This is a genomic window from Faecalicatena orotica, from assembly GCF_905197545.1.
GTDB classification, from domain to species: domain Bacteria; phylum Bacillota; class Clostridia; order Lachnospirales; family Lachnospiraceae; genus Faecalicatena_A; species Faecalicatena_A orotica.
The window spans coordinates 123,518-139,082 of record NZ_CAJJZH010000010.1 but is presented as its reverse complement, the minus strand read 5'-3'; the positions used below and the strand labels follow the sequence as shown (position 1 = coordinate 139,082).

The following is a 15,565-nucleotide window of genomic DNA, read 5'->3' as shown; positions in this document are numbered from 1 at the left end:
TGAAAAAGGTTACTGGTTATTGTTCTCAGGCACGCCTCCTTACTTTACAAAATTTTGGTATAAAATTCATACAAATTTTATGGATTCAAATAGTAATCTATGATAGGGTATATGTACTTGAAAAGATCTGGTGTATTTCATACATTCTTAGAATCTAATCAAATCATTCCAACAATCCATGTTTCAACATCGGACAAACAACAATCATTTAAAAAATTCAAACAATAAAGGCTGGTGATGTCTATTGAAAGTATAAACTTGTCTTGGGAACACTCACTTCATTTTGAAATATCCAAAAACAGACAAGGAGAAAATTACATATGGCAAAAAATGATATTTATATGAAACGCTGGCTCTCCGATAAACGCCGATTTGCGGATTTGATTAATGGCTCCCTGTTTCAGGGAAAACAGGTATTTCTGCCGAATCACCTTAAGGAAAGCAACCCTGAACAAACCCTTATCTTACGGAAACCGAACGGCGAAAATATCAGTGTTCAAAGATACCGGGACATCATGATGGTGGCAGAAGACGGGACAAGGATCGTGGTACTGGCATGTGAAAACCAGGATGAAATCCACTATGCCATGCCTGTCCGGGGAATGCTGTATGATGCATTGAACTATACTGAACAAATCAGCCAGATTAGAAAAATCAGGAGAGAAAACAAGGAATTGGAAAATTCCTCTGAATTTTTGTCCGGCCTCAAGAAAAATGACCGGCTCACCCCCGTTATTACTGTTGTCTTTTACTATGGTGAAAAAGAATGGGACGGCGCACAGGACCTGCATGGACTTTTAGGGCTTAACGCAAAAGAATATGAACTGTTAAAAAAATATATTCCCAACTACCGGATAAATTTGGTTGATCCAAGGCGTATGAATAATGATTTATGTTTTCAGACAGATTTACAGCTGGTATTCGGCATGTTAGAATATAGAAAAAGTAAAGAAGGTCTGCAGAAATATATGCAGACTAACAAGAATTATTTTGGCAGTATGGACGAGAATTCATATAACGCAATACGGGTACTGCTCGGCTCAGGACAGCAGTTACCCGAAGCGAAACTAAAATCAGGAGGGATTGATATGTGCAAAGCATTGGATGATTTATATCAGGATGGAGTTGACGAGGGAATTAAGACCGGCATTAAGAGAGGAATGCAGCAGGGCATAGAGCAGGGTATTAAAGCATTTATTCTGGACTATCGTGAGGAAGGCTATGACAAAGAAAAGATCCTTATGAAACTGCAAACCCGCTTTTCCCTTACCAGAGAACAATCAGAAGAATATTTCTCACGTTTTTAGTACATAAAACCGGGCATTGTGTACAGATGAAAGAAACGATAAATGTCGTGAGGACAGTAAAGGCACTCACTATGCGTGGGTGCCTTTTACATTAATCCTTTTATAAAATGATGTTGGGGTCAAAAGGTCTTTTGCCCCCTGATGCCTACAGATTTATTCAACAACGACCCCTTTTTGGAGCATGATATTCGCATAAAGTGCCTTCTCGCTTGTTGCAATAATTGCATATGCAGTCTTTGCCTCATCATAGAATGCAAATCTCTCGATGTTACCGACAGCCTCAGCGCCTCTGTCATCGTGTTTTGCAATAATCTCCTTGTAAGTATCCCAGATCGGTGTCTCAACATCGTCTCCCGGCATAACTTCCATCAGGTTCACTGGTTTTTCTACATAAGTATCCAGTGGGAAAACCTTAAGAATCGCATCCAGAATCTCCGGTACGCCATGTCCGTCACAGCGGATCACGATTGCGTCTTTTCCCATAGACTCTGCCGGGAAATTACCGTCGGAGATAACAAGGCGGTCACTGTGTCCCATCTCGCATAAAACTTTTAATAATTCAGGTGATAAAATCTGTGGAATTCCTTTTAACATGTTTGTATCCTCCTTCTCGTTTTCAACACAAAGAGCGCCTATTTATCATAGGCACTCTCTGTTGTCTGACAGATATGAATGACAGTATCATTCTCTCAATATCAATTATCTGATAGATTTGTACATTGGTCCGTAAGCCTGGCAGGCTCTGAAATCCTGTCCCTCTTTATCCTGTCCGAATGCGCCCCATGATGCAGGTCTGAAGATCTTCTCTTCCGGTACATTGTGCATAGCTACCGGGATTCTTAAGATAGAGCAGAGTGTAATCAGGTCAGCCCCGATGTGTCCGTAGCTGATTGCTCCGTGGTTAGCTCCCCAGTTGTTCATAACATCATAAGCAGATGCAAACGCACCTTCTCCTGTAACTCTTGGTGCAAACCATGTACATGGCCATGTATAGTCAGTTCTCTTCCAAAGAACATCTGTAACTTCATCAGGAAGTTTCACAGTCCATCCTTCAGCGATCTGAAGCATTGGTCCTAAGTTCTTAACGAGGTTAAGACGGATCATCGTCACAGGCATCTCTGCTTCTGTTACGAATCTGGATGAATATCCGCCGCCTCTGAAGTATCCGAAATCAGCATAGTTCCATGTTGTTGCGTTCATCATTGCTTCCTGATCTTCTTCTGTTACTTCATACCAAGGCTTCATGCATCCGTTGCCGTCTGCATCTTTAGACTGTCCGTTTGCATCCAGACATGCTGCACCTGAATTGATCAGATGAATAAATCCGCCTGCTTCTTTTGCATGGCCTTCCAGTTCGTATCCGTCCGTCGCTCTCTTAACAGCTTCCGGGCTCCAGTATGTACGCACATCAGCAAAAATCTGTGCTGAGTTAGTAAGCAGTTTGCTGAACAGCATTCCGAGTCCGTTCAGTACATCGTTCTCTGTTGCAAGGATGTACGGCTCTCTTGCCCCGTTCCAGTCGAAGGAAGAATTCAGCATAGCCTCTGGGAAGTCACAGTTCGGATAGAAGTCTGTCCACTGTCTCTGTCCCTGGAATCCGGCTGCCAGTGCATTGTGTCCGACTCTCTCTTCTTCTCTTCCTTCCGGCAGGTTTTCGTTGCCGTTCATCAGGTCTTTGATAATGCACATCATCTTTACTACAAATTCCCAATCAGCATCCTTTTCCTCACGGTTTCTCTGGATGTCTTCGCGGTTCTTATCAAAGCCTTCTTTACATTTTTCTTTGGTCCATGCAAGAGCTTTCTGGAACTCAGCTTCATCGTAGATGCCTTCTGTCATACGGCGGATGATTTCCACCTCATCAACAGACTCAACACGCATGCCAAGGTACTCTTCGATAAATGCAGGATCAATAATGGATCCGCCGATTCCCATACAGATAGAACCGATCTGCAGATAGGATTTGCCTCTCATCGTTGCTGCTGCAACAGAAGCGCGTCCGAATCTCAATAACTTCTCTTTTACGTCACAAGGAATCTCTGTATCATCAGCTTCCTGAACATCATGTCCGTAGATACCAAATGCAGGAAGACCTTTCTGTGCATGTGTAGCAAGAACAGATGCAAGGTAAACGGCTCCCGGTCTCTCAGTTCCGTTGAATCCCCATACAGCCTTGATTGTCTGCGGGTCCATATCCATTGTCTCTGCTCCGTAGCACCAGCATGGTGTAACTGTTAAAGTGATGTCAACGCCTTCTTTTTTGAATTTATCAGCACATGCAGCTGCTTCTGCAACACGTCCGATTGTTGTATCAGCGATAACAACCTTAACCGGCTCACCATTTGAGTATCTTAAGTTTTCCTCAAACAGTTTTGCAGCAGATTTAGCCATGTTCATTGTCTGCTCTTCCAGAGATTCACGTACCTTAAGTACACCTCTGCGTCCGTCGATAGTAGGTCTGATTCCGATTACTGGATAGTCCCCGATGAGTCTTGATTTTGCCATAGTTTGTTTCCTCCTTATTCTTGATTAATGAGTTAATATCCATTCACATTCCAGGCTGGTCAGCTTAGAATGGTAATAAACTTTTCGTATGCCGCATTCCACTTTTCTTCGTTCTGCGGAATATATTCATATGTCGTTTCTGAATCTGCAATAATCCTTCTCGCTTCATTCACGTCTTTGATTTCCCCAAGTGACATGAACTGCACGGCTATGTTGCCCAGTGCCGTCGCTTCCACAGGTCCCGCGATTACTTTGCGTCCGTTCGCTCCCGCTGTCATCTGGCAGAGAAGCTTACTCTGGATACCGCCGCCGATCATATGGATGGTCGGATAATGCTTTCCTGTACATGATTCAATCTGTTCCAGGGCATATCTGTACTTCAGTGCAAGGCTCTGGTTGATGCAGCATACAATCTCTCCGATCGTCTCCGGCACCCTCTGCCCTGTCCTTCTGCAGAACTCCCTGATACGTTCCGGTATATTGCCTGCCGGCACGAACTCCGGTGCATCCGGATCGATAAAGCTTAAGAACGGCTCTGCTTTCATAGCCATCTGCTCCAGCTCACCAAAGGAATATTCCTGTCCCTCACGGATCCATTGTCTCCGGCTCTCCTGTACAAGCCACAAACCAATAATATTCTTCAGAAGGGTCGTTGTATTTCCATAACCACCTTCGTTACTTACGTTGCATTCCAGTGACTTTTCACCAATAACCGGAGCCTTCAGCTCTGTTCCGAATAAGCTCCATGTTCCGCAGCTGATAAACATAAAATCTTCTTCCTGTGTCGGAACCGCCACAACGGCACTCTGTGTATCATGGCTGGCCACTGCAATAACCTTGGCCGGCTTTATTCCAAGTTCCTCACAGATATCATCGCTTAAGTTTCCTACCACCGTACCGCTCGGCACGATTTCAGGGAAGATCTCTTTTGGAATCTGAAGTGCATCCATTATTTTATCAGACCATACTTTGTTCCTTGCATCCATCAGCTGAGTCGTCGTAGACATAGTATATTCTGCCTTCTTCTCACCTGTCAGGAAATAGTTGAACAGATCCGGAGTCAGCAGAAGCTTGTCTGCACGTTCCAGAATCCACGGTCTCTTCTGCACAAGGGAATAAAGCTGGAATACAGTATTGAAGTTCTCGAACTGATTCCCTGTCATATCATACAGTTCATCTTTCGGAATTGCCTTGAATACCTCTTCCTGCATTCCGAGTGTTCTGTCATCCCTGTAATGCACGGCACTCTCAAGCAGTACCCCGTGTTCATCCAGAAGTCCGAAATCAACTCCCCATGTATCGATTCCGAGACTTTCAAAACCGCCTTTTTGCTTTGCCTTGATAATTCCCTGCTTAATCTCGAAAAATTGTCTCAGTGTGTCCCAGTACATAGTCTTGCCGATGATGACCGGATCATTGGAAAAGCGGTAAACTTCTTCCATATGTATCTTTCCGTCCTCCAGAGTTCCCAGAATCGCACGTCCGCTGGATGCCCCGAAGTCAAAAGCAAGTACCTGTTTCTTCTCACTACTCACACGTCTTCCTCCTTTCATAGCCACATTCATCTCGCCACTGATTTCATTTTATCATTGTCCCGGAAAATATACTTGTGCTATAATAGTAAAAAATATAACAATATTCACATAAAGGAGAATTATGCAATATATCAATTACCGCGAAAGCTGGCAGCGGGGAACTGTCGACTTTCCCTTTGAATACCACCATATCACCCCCACGCACCCGCAATATATCATGGCACTGCACTGGCATGTGGAATTTGAAATTGTGCGGGTTCTCAAAGGAACCTTCCAACTATCCATAGATGAGCTGGAATACACCGTTGAGCAGGGTTCTGCCATCTTTATCCCTGCCGGTTCCGTGCACTCGGGACTTCCCCGTGACTGCACCTATGAATGTGTCGTCTTTGATATGAATATGCTTATGAACAAAAACGATTCCTGCTGCAAGCTCATACGTAAAATCATTGACCACGAAGTGGAGCCAGCCTTTGTCTATCCTGAATCTCATAACGATATCCACCAAACGGTCTGGTCACTGTTCGACGCGATTGCCTCTAAAAAGGATGGATACCAGCTTGTCGTCCTTGGAGCACTTTACCAGGTAATCGGCACTATTTTCGCGAAACAATACTACAACCCTGCACCAGCCCAGCCGCCGCGCAACCATAAACGTATCATACAACTAAAAACCGCACTTGAATTCATGGAATCTTCCTATAATAAGCAGATCACACTCGAAGAAATGGCAGGCAGTGTGGATATGTCCCCTAAATACTTCTGCCGTTTCTTCCATGAGATGACACACCGCACGCCGATAGACTACCTCAATTATTACCGCATAGAGCGCGCATGCTACCAGCTCATGACAACAGACCAGTCCATAACAGAGGTGGCATATAGTTCCGGATTCAATGATTTAAGCTACTTTATCAAAACTTTTAAAAAATACAAAGGTACGACTCCGAAACAATATTTGAAATGAAATTAAAAAATTCCGAATATCTTTTCCCGGAAGGCTCCGTATAATGTATCGTAATCCGTATAGTTTATGTCGCTCTCCTTGAAACTTTTCCCCCAGACCCTGCGGATCCCTTCCGCGATCACTTTGGGGTCCTCACATTCCATCCCCAGAATGGTAGGAAAGACATAGTAGATCATAAAGAAATTCAGATCCACCTGCGTGCGGGCCTCAACCTTTCCTTTCTTATTAGAAAGGTGCTCTTTTACTGCCTGCACCAGACATTCACCGATCTCTTCCGCCGCCTTCTCTTTATCTTCGGCCTGTCCTACATACTCGGCCATTTCCCTGAAGAAGTGGCCGTTTTCCTCTTTAAACAGCTCCGTATTCTTCTCATAGCTCTTCTTTTTCAGATGCCCGATCATCTTTTCCTTATTGTTAAAAATCGTTTCTATACCCTGAAGCATATGATTCCTCCTGTGTCTTTCATTTTCATTCCGGTACTGGATTGCACGCACCTTATTGTCCTATATTATATCAGATCATATGTTAAAAAGGAACCGGGACACTCCCGGTTCCTTTCTAAATTATTTGTTATTATCTGTTCTGTTATGAATTAGTCATACAGGTTTGGAGAGATGTCAGGATCTTCCATGTTTGTAGAGTCATACCAGTAACCATCTGTCTCGATATCTTCTACTTCTTCACCGTTACAGATCTTTGTCAGTGTTTCGATAGATAATTTACCCTGCATCAGAGGAGACTGTGTAACAGCGCCAAGTAATGTGCCATCTTTAACAGCTGCTTTGATTGTTGAACCAGCATCGAATCCAGCTGCGATGATGTTTTTCTCTGGGTCAGATCCTAATACGTTTAAGTTCTGGTTAGCTGTTAAAACACCTTCTGCTGAAACCTGGTTAGAACCGAAAATAGCAATTGTATCGTCTTTGTTCATGATGTTAGAAGCTTCTGTAGCACACAGTTCAACTGTTGTCTGAGCCGGTACTGCGATCTCGATGATGATGTCAGCTGACTTCTCATCGTTGTTATTCTCAACTTTACCTACATAGTAGTCATTTCCTACAACAGCAACTTTCTTTCCGTCTGCTTCTGCAAGTTCGATAAATTTGTTAACAAATCCCATACCACGCTCTGTGATGTTAGCAGATGTTGCATCCTGGTTAACTTCACCAACTCTGACTGGTTTGTCAGCTTTTGCAATTTTGTCTTTTACTGATTCATAAATTTTCTCTGCTGCGATAGCTCCTGCTGCACCATTGTTTGTAACAACTGTTGCATATACAGATCCGTCCGGAGCATCCGGCACACCTGAGTCGAAGCAGACTACCGGGATCTTCTTGTCGAGTGCTGTCTGCAGTGAGTCAATAACTGAGTTCTGATCACAAGCCGCAAGAGCGATTCCGTCCGGCTCCTGACTGATTGCGTTGTTCAGCATGTTAACCTGGTCAGCAATATCAGACTCAGCGTTAGGTCCTGTTGTGTTAGCTGTAACGCCCAGTTCATCCTCTGCCTGTTTGATTCCCTGAACAGCAGCCTGCCAGTATGATGACTGGAAGCTCTTTACAACGACTTCAAAATGATAGTCCCCACCTTTGCTATCATCAGAGCCTTTGTCGTCAGCCTGATCTTCTGTCTTTGCACCGTCATCTGTCTTTGCATCCTCGCCCTTGCTTCCACAGCCTGCGATCATTCCAGCTACCATGCATCCGCTAAGTAATACTGCCAATACTTTCTTTTTCATACTTTTTGTCCTCCTGACATAAAATAGTTTTTTATAGTAACAGTTAGAGCTTGGTACACAGACCAGTTCCTCTGACCGCTATCTATCCTTAAAATAGAGTTACAGAGTTGCCTATATTCGATTATACATTGTCTTTCTTTCTTCTCAGAATATCTACGAGTACGGCTGCAATCAGCACGAGACCGATAATGATCTGCTGCCAGTTTGCCGTCAGTCCGATGAACGGAAGCCCCGTCTTCAGAAGACAGATAACGAATACTCCGGCCAGTGTTCCGCTGATGCTGCCCGCACCGCCTGACATGGATACACCACCGATGATTGCACCACCGATTGCCTCCAGCTCGAATCCTGCTCCGGTACCCGGCTGAACTGTTGCAAAGATAGCAGAATAAGAGATAGCTGCCAGCCCTGCAAAAAATCCTGAAATCACATAAGCAAAAATATGATAGAATTTAACATTAACTCCTGATAGCTTCGTTGCTTCTTTATTACTTCCGATTGCCAGTGTATAACGACCGATCTTAGTATGATTCAAGACAAATGTCATTGCAATGACAATTAAAATAATCCATAAGAAACCTATCGGAATATTAGTCCCATTCATTTGGATCTTGAAAATACTTCTGAACCATCCTCCCGGAGCTGCTGCTGCCGGCCATGAGATTCCAAATCCACCTACAATAATGGATCCAAGTCCTCTTGTAATCATACATGTACACAAAGTTGCAAGGAATGGTGGTAAATCCATCAGGGCTACAAGACATCCATTTACTACTCCTATAGCAACGCCAAACAGTACACTTATCAGCATGCCTGCCCATGTCGGCCATCCGTGGAATGCGATCAGGTAGCCACCTACCAGTGAGTAACAAATAAGTCCGGTACCTATGGAAAGGTCAACACCTGCTGTCATCAGCGGGAATGCAACACCTACTGCCATCAATGTAATGTAATATGAATAATCCAGAATACTTACAAACGTTGTATATTTTCTAAAATTCGGGCTGAGCGCACAGAAGAAGATAAACAATGCGATTACTACAAGAAGAACAACGAATTTCTGTCCTCCGAGTCTTTCGATCGTAGACTCCTTTCTAACAGCCGTTTTAGTCTTATTGTCTGCCATTTTCTTTTCCTCCCTACTCAATCTCTCGTGTAGCCAGATTCATGATATTTTCCTGTGTAGCTTCGGAAATATCCAGCTCACCTGTCTTCTTGCCTTCACACATTACGATAATTCTATCACTCATACGTAATATTTCCGTCATCTCAGAGGATATCATAATAATGGCTTTTCCATCTGCTGCCAGCTGATTCATCAGTTTGTAAATCTCACTCTTTGCCCCGACATCAATACCTCTTGTAGGCTCATCGAATATCAGGATGTCACAGTCTCTTGTCAGCCATTTTGCAATAACGACTTTCTGCTGGTTACCACCTGACAGGTTCACCACAAGCTGGTCAACATCCGGAGTCTTTGTTGCAAGTGATTCTACATACTTTTCTGCAACTTCCTTCTCCTTCTTCTTATCGATAAAGATACCGTTCATATAATTTTCCAGTGTTGCCATTGTTGTATTCTCGGCAACTGATTTCTGGACTACGATTCCGTATCTCTTTCTATCCTCAGACAAATATCCGATACCGTTCTTAACAGCATCCTGCGGATTGTTAATGGTAACCTTCTGTCCGTTAATATAGATATCTCCGCTCTCAATCGGGTCTGCACCAAACAACGCACGTGCTGTCTCTGTACGTCCTGCGCCCATCAGTCCTGAGAAGCCGAGGATCTCGCCTTTATGTAATTCAAAGCTTACATCCTGAACCATCTTTCCGGCATTCAGGTGATCCACCTTGAGCACAACCGGAGCATCCTTCGGAACCATACTCTCTGTCTTAGGATCTTCATAAATAACACGGCCAACCATCATGTTAATGATGTCATCCTTTGTACTGTCTTTTGTAATCAGAGTTCCGACATATGTACCGTCTCTCATGACTGTAACACGGTCTGTAATCTTCTTAATCTCGTCCATACGGTGGGAGATATAAACAATACCCAGTCCCTTTTCTCTCAAATCACGGATGATCTTGAACAGTTCCTCGATCTCGGTCTCTGTCAGGGCCGCTGAAGGCTCATCAAAGATAATAACCTTTGCTTCGTGGGAAATGGCCTTCGCAATCTCACACATCTGCTGTTTGCCGACGGTCAGTCTGCTCATGGTTTCTTTCGGATCGATGTCGATGTTCATTCTCTCAAAAAGTTTTCTTGCTTCGTCGTTCATCTTCTTGTCGTCGATGCGGATGCCCTTCTTAAATTCTCTTCCGATGAAGATATTCTGTGCAACCGTCAGGTGGCCAAGCATGTTCAGTTCCTGATGCACGATTACTACCCCTGCATCTTGTGCTTCCCTCGTATTTGCGAATTCTACATCTTTACCTTCATATGTAATTGTACCGGAATCTTTCTTATAAATACCAGTCAGTACCTTCATCAGTGTAGACTTACCGGCACCATTCTCTCCCATTAGTGCATGAACCTCACCTTTTCTGACTTCCAGATTTACATGGTCCAGTGCATGAACACCAGGGAAAGATTTATCAATATCTTTCATTGTTAATATAACTTCGCCCATTCTCTTACCCTTGCCTTTCTATCTACTTTCACTCTTCGATTTCCATGTATCATTGCTTTAGCTGCTATGGAAGACTCCAAATTAATTCTTTCTGCGTCTTGAAACAACGTCACTGAATACTGCGACAATAACAATAATACCTGTAATTATAAGCTGATAATCTTTCGTAAAGCCAAGAGCCAGAATTCCTTCCTGGAGCAAAGCGATGATAAACACACCAATCACAGTACCGCTTATGGATGCAAGACCTCCTGCCATAGAAGTTCCTCCCATTACGCACCCTGCAATTGCTTCATTGTTATACTGATCACCATAACCAGGCTGAACTGTAGTATATGCCGATACATAGAACAGTGCACTGATTCCAACCAGAACTCCACAAATAATGTATGCGGTCATTTCCCATTTCTTAACATTGACTCCTGAAAGCCTGACCGCTTCTTTGTTGCTTCCAAGAGACAGGATGTAACGTCCGATCTTTGTCTTATTCAGGATCACTGCACAGATTACTGCAACTATCAGGAAAATGATAAGCCCTACCGGGATATCCCCTACCTTAACCAGATATCTGTACCATCCGCCCTCTGCCGTTGACTGCGGCCAGCTGACTGACTGAGTCTTTGTAAATACAGATGCAAGACCTTTTGCAATATTCATACTTGCCATTGAAGTAATGAATGACGGTACTGACCAGTATGCAACCAGATAACCATTGAAAATACCAAAAGCCAGTCCTACAATAACACTGATCACCATCGCAAGCGGCATCGGAACGCCGTATGAGATCAGACTGAAACCAGAAACAAGTGCACAGCAGAACATAACCGGTCCGATCGAGAAATCAATTCCGCCTGTTGCAATTACAAAAGTAACTCCCAATGATAAGAATCCTAGAAAATATGCATAGTTAAGGGCACTTAAGATTCGGTTCATCCCTGCAAATTTTCCCTGCGTCATCACACAGAAGAATCCATACAGAAGAATCAAAACGAAGCATAACACGATTCTGTTAAACCCCACCTTTTTCACAAAAGGATTTTGCTTAATCTTTCCCACTTTTCTTCCTCCTACTTCTTCAGCCATACTGATTTTCGTAATATTTTTTGTGCCGGTATACTGCCGGCACCGGCCATGCAGAATTTATCCCGCACCAGCCATCCCTTCTTCTGTTGCTGTGCTTTTCAACATTACAATCCCTCCTTCTCCCTCATATATGTTTACTTGCTGCATTACGTTCACATTTATATTGCGGTTGTTATGCCGCCGGCCCCAAAAAAATAATAACCTCTTGCATTTGTGCCGGAAACTCATTATAATGTCGTTATTCAACCGCGGCCGGCTGTTCGCTGGCCAGCAAAAGGAGGTTATTAATTACTTATGAAGCATTTACGTTCTCTGCTGTCTGTCGTTCTTACACTTGTTCTTGTGTCCGGAGTCCTGACCGGATGTCAGTCTGAAAAGAAACCTGCAGGTTTTCCTTTTACGGAACTCACCTGGGAAAATTCTTACGATGACATGGTCGAACTGGAAGGTGACAGCGACAATACTTACGATTCCGTATACGACGGAACCACTTATACCTATCCGAAGAAATATATGGATCTGGACGGTACCATCAAATATATGTACGACGGTGATAATAAACTGATGTGTGTCGCCTGGACCTACAGTGCCGAATCTGATGAAGACCTTCAGGAAACCTACGATGCAATCCATGAGGAAGTCGAGAAGGCTTACGGTGAAAGCGGCTATGATCCGAAGACCCCGTCTAGCTACGGCGATGTCTGGTATCTCGAGGAAGGCAACATTATATTGAGTGCCATGACCACAGATACGCAGAAAGCACTCCAGTATTCTTATCTGAATCCTAAAGTATCTACTGCAGCAGATGAATAATTCCGCTGAGAGTTCCTGCCGTACAATCCATCGTTTATATTCTAAAGATGAACAATTTATTAACTTTTTGTAACTTTTATGTTGTTAGTATACTCTTTAGAACTATTTTTGAAAATTGAAAATCTTACTAAAAAAGGTTAAAAAATTACACCCGGTAATTTTTTAACCTTTTTTCATACTGTGTCATCCCAAAATCACACCTACTGCTGCCCTGTAAACGGATATAAAAGCCTCTGGTTTTCTTCCTCGTACATGTTATTCCTGTTGATCAGCTTGCAGCCGGAATCCAGATTTTTCTCGATGTTCTTGCCGTTCATTAAATCCACCGCCTGCTCAATCCCCAGATACCCCATGTTAAACGGTTTCTGGATAATAATACCCTGAAAGACGCCCTCTTCCATGAGCTGGATTTCCTCTACTGAATTATCGAATCCTACTACCTTCACTTTTCCGGTCAGGCCTAAATCCTTGATCGCTCTGGCCGCACCGACCGCAGAATACTCATTTGTCCCAAGAATCATCCCCAGGTCCGGGTAGTCTGCCAGCATCTCAAGGGTCAGGGAATACGCCTTATCATAAGATGACCCGCAGAATACGACGTCTTTCACCTGTGGTTCATATTTCCCCAGACCATCCCGCAGTCCGTTCTCCCTCTCGATGGCCGTGGAGGCACCCTTGACATGGGCAACGATACCGATCTGCGTATTCTCATCAATCAGCCCTCTCGCAAACTCTCCCAGCTGCTTTCCCGCCAGATAATTATCGGTTGCCACGACGCTCTGTGCAATATCCTTATCGATCACAGAGTCAATCAGAATCAGTTTAATTCCGTTATCAACCACCTTCTGCAGTGCTTCCGTCGTCTCCGAATAACTGCATGGCGCAACAAGCATCACATCCGGTTTCTTTTTGATAGCTTCTTCAATACGCTCGATCTGCCCGGCTATATCCACTTCCGACTTTCCGCCAAGAACTTCCAGATTTGTATTGAATTCTTCAGCTCCCAGCTCTGCCCCGGCTATCAGCGATGTCCAGAAATCGTTTGTATCGTCTATCGTCTTTGGCACCATGATAATATTATAGATCTGCTTTTCCTGGTCTCTGGAAATAAACATGCTGTATGCGACCACCAGAATCGAAGCAAATATACAAAATAAAAAGATCCCTGTCAACACTTTTTTACTTGTCTGTCTCTTCATCATCCACTCTGCTGTTCAGCGGCACTGTGACAGTCGCCACTGTCCCTACCCCCTTTCTGCTGATATATGAAATCCCATACTCCGGCCCGTAATATAGCTGAAGCCGCTTCTGTACATTCGGTACCCCTACACCGTTTGACTTATGCTCCTTCGCTGTCTCGTCAAAAATATGTTCCAGCACCGCATCATCCATACCCACTCCGTCATCTGCAATCGTGATATACGCCTTGTCACCGCGCTCGTACCCTCTGATATTCAGGTTTCCCTTTGTCTCTTTATACTTCAGGCCGTGGTAAATCGCATTCTCCACAAGCGGCTGCAGGGCAAACTTGATGATCATGATATGGTTAATCTCCGGTGATACTTCTATGGAATACTCCAGTTTATCTTTATACCTCATCTTCTGGATTGTCAGATAACTGCGTACATATTCAATCTCCTCCGCAACCGTGACCTGTTCCCTGTCATTGCTGATACTCTGCCTGAGAAGCTTTGCCAGAGCAGAAGTCATCAGGACAACTTCCTCGTTCTGTCCCGCCTCAGACATCCAGATAATAGAGTCCAGAGTATTATACAAAAAATGGGGGTTAATCTGCGCCTGAAGCGCCTTCATTTCATTCTTCCGCTTCTGTTTCTGTTCATATACATTCTGTTCCATAAGGGTATGGATACGCTCGGTCATGACATTAAAAGACTTGCTCAGGCTTCCGATCTCATTCTTGGCCGTAACTGCCACATTCGCCTTATCAAACTGACCTTCCTCCACCATGCTCATGGAATCACGAAGCTGCCGGATCGGCCTTGTGATTTCTCTGGCAATAATGCTTGAAATCAGGATAACCCCCAGAAGCAGCACCGCCGCCACGAGCAGGTACATCATCTGCGCCTGTTTGTTATTCTTCAGAAGCTCAGAAGTGTTTGCCGCCCCCACTACGGTCCATCCAGTCTTGTCTGATTTTGAAATGGTATAAATCTTATCACCTGTGTTAAAATAATTCTCTTTGCAGGCCATGATATCATCCACATTTTCCGTGATCAGCCCGCCGTACATCAGCTGCTGCTTGGGATGGTAGATAATATTCCCGTCCTCATCCAGAATAAATATATATCCTTTATTGCCTATATTATTATTGTTGCAGAGCTCACTGATAGACGTATAATTCAGGTCAACAAAAAATACTCCCTCATTCTGGGCATTATTGTAATTAATCAGCGCCTTGCTCAGTGTGATTACCCATTTATAGCTGCTTTTGATTGCATTCTGTACATGGGAAGAAGAGATTGCCGTCCCGTCCTTCGCCTCCAGTGCAGCCTTGTACCAGTCCTGATCCCTGACATTAATGTATTCCGTGAATTCATCCTCCCCGTCATTGAGGATGCTGCGCCCGTTATTTGCTACAACCGCAATATTATAGATGTCGCTGCGGCTGTCCATAATCGTCTTGAACTGAGAAAGAATCCGCTCCTTTTCCTCCTCTCTTTCCATATCCGTCTGCCCCTCATTGTACAGGTAATTGGAAACATCACTGCTTGTGGAGACAATAAACGAAATATTCTCCAGATACTTCACATAAGAATCAATGTCATAATTCACCTGTTTGATAATCTGGGACGTGTAGTTGATGGAGTTCTCATAAATCGAATTCTTCGTATAGTTCAGGGCAATAAACAGGAAAATAAGCACGGCAATCACCATCAGCGCAGAAAATGAAACCATCATTGTGCTCTGTATACTTTTGAATCTGCCAAATAATGTTCTGGTTTCCGTTTCCTTTTTCATAG

13 protein-coding genes are annotated in these 15,565 nt (G+C 43.8%); 3 read left to right on the top strand and 10 right to left on the bottom strand.

Translation table 11 applies throughout. The features are described 5' to 3' along the window. The first annotated feature begins 320 nt into the window (after window positions 1-320). Window positions 321-1,307: an Rpn family recombination-promoting nuclease/putative transposase gene (locus ABIN22_RS19250; protein WP_346910601.1), complete on the top strand. Its 987-nt coding sequence runs from the start codon at window positions 321-323 to the stop codon at window positions 1,305-1,307. A 153-nt stretch (window positions 1,308-1,460) separates the two neighbouring features. Here the strand turns inward: ABIN22_RS19250 and ABIN22_RS19245 are convergent, their stop codons facing one another. The 3 genes from ABIN22_RS19245 to ABIN22_RS19235 form a co-directional block, all read right to left on the bottom strand. Beyond that, the gene (locus ABIN22_RS19245) at window positions 1,461-1,901 is read right to left on the bottom strand and encodes an RbsD/FucU family protein (protein ID WP_109731180.1); all 441 of its coding nucleotides are present in this window, start codon (window positions 1,899-1,901) and stop codon (window positions 1,461-1,463) included. A 105-nt stretch (window positions 1,902-2,006) separates the two neighbouring features. Further along, complete coding sequence (locus ABIN22_RS19240; RefSeq protein ID WP_118621451.1) at window positions 2,007-3,812, bottom strand: L-fucose isomerase; 1,806 nt, start codon at window positions 3,810-3,812, stop codon at window positions 2,007-2,009. A gap of 59 nt (window positions 3,813-3,871) precedes the next feature. Continuing rightward, the gene (locus ABIN22_RS19235) at window positions 3,872-5,347 is read right to left on the bottom strand and encodes a rhamnulokinase (RefSeq protein WP_109731182.1); all 1,476 of its coding nucleotides are present in this window, start codon (window positions 5,345-5,347) and stop codon (window positions 3,872-3,874) included. Window positions 5,348-5,468: 121 nt separating this feature from the next. On the opposite strand from ABIN22_RS19235, the gene ABIN22_RS19230 reads away from it, so the two are divergent. After that, the gene (locus ABIN22_RS19230; RefSeq protein ID WP_109731183.1) at window positions 5,469-6,314 is read left to right on the top strand and encodes an AraC family transcriptional regulator; all 846 of its coding nucleotides are present in this window, start codon (window positions 5,469-5,471) and stop codon (window positions 6,312-6,314) included. Between the two features lie 2 nt (window positions 6,315-6,316). On the opposite strand, the gene ABIN22_RS19225 is transcribed toward ABIN22_RS19230, so the two are convergent. From ABIN22_RS19225 to ABIN22_RS19205, 5 genes are all read right to left on the bottom strand, one after another. Further along, on the bottom strand, window positions 6,317-6,757 hold the full coding sequence (locus ABIN22_RS19225; RefSeq protein WP_118621449.1) for a hypothetical protein: 441 nt from the start codon (window positions 6,755-6,757) through the stop codon (window positions 6,317-6,319). 149 nt (window positions 6,758-6,906) lie between these two features. After that, entirely contained in the window at window positions 6,907-8,052 is a 1,146-nt protein-coding gene (locus tag ABIN22_RS19220) for a substrate-binding domain-containing protein (RefSeq protein WP_346910597.1), read from the bottom strand. A gap of 121 nt (window positions 8,053-8,173) precedes the next feature. After that, window positions 8,174-9,178, bottom strand: coding sequence for an ABC transporter permease (locus tag ABIN22_RS19215; RefSeq protein ID WP_346910595.1), 1,005 nt, complete (start codon window positions 9,176-9,178; stop codon window positions 8,174-8,176). 13 nt (window positions 9,179-9,191) lie between these two features. Continuing rightward, window positions 9,192-10,688 (bottom strand): sugar ABC transporter ATP-binding protein, encoded by a 1,497-nt coding sequence (locus tag ABIN22_RS19210; RefSeq protein WP_346910593.1) that lies wholly within the window; start codon window positions 10,686-10,688, stop codon window positions 9,192-9,194. An 81-nt stretch (window positions 10,689-10,769) separates the two neighbouring features. Further along, window positions 10,770-11,744, bottom strand: coding sequence for an ABC transporter permease (locus tag ABIN22_RS19205; protein WP_346910591.1), 975 nt, complete (start codon window positions 11,742-11,744; stop codon window positions 10,770-10,772). Window positions 11,745-12,065: 321 nt separating this feature from the next. On the opposite strand from ABIN22_RS19205, the gene ABIN22_RS19200 reads away from it, so the two are divergent. Next, entirely contained in the window at window positions 12,066-12,584 is a 519-nt protein-coding gene (locus ABIN22_RS19200; RefSeq protein WP_118621444.1) for a hypothetical protein, read from the top strand. Window positions 12,585-12,784: 200 nt separating this feature from the next. Here the strand turns inward: ABIN22_RS19200 and ABIN22_RS19195 are convergent, their stop codons facing one another. Both ABIN22_RS19195 and ABIN22_RS19190 read right to left on the bottom strand, forming a co-directional pair. Next, entirely contained in the window at window positions 12,785-13,786 is a 1,002-nt protein-coding gene (locus ABIN22_RS19195; RefSeq protein ID WP_346910589.1) for a substrate-binding domain-containing protein, read from the bottom strand. Next, window positions 13,764-15,563 (bottom strand): cache domain-containing sensor histidine kinase, encoded by a 1,800-nt coding sequence (locus tag ABIN22_RS19190; protein ID WP_346910587.1) that lies wholly within the window; start codon window positions 15,561-15,563, stop codon window positions 13,764-13,766. Before ABIN22_RS19190 ends, ABIN22_RS19195 begins: the two co-directional genes overlap by 23 nt. Window positions 15,564-15,565: the final 2 nt, after the last annotated feature.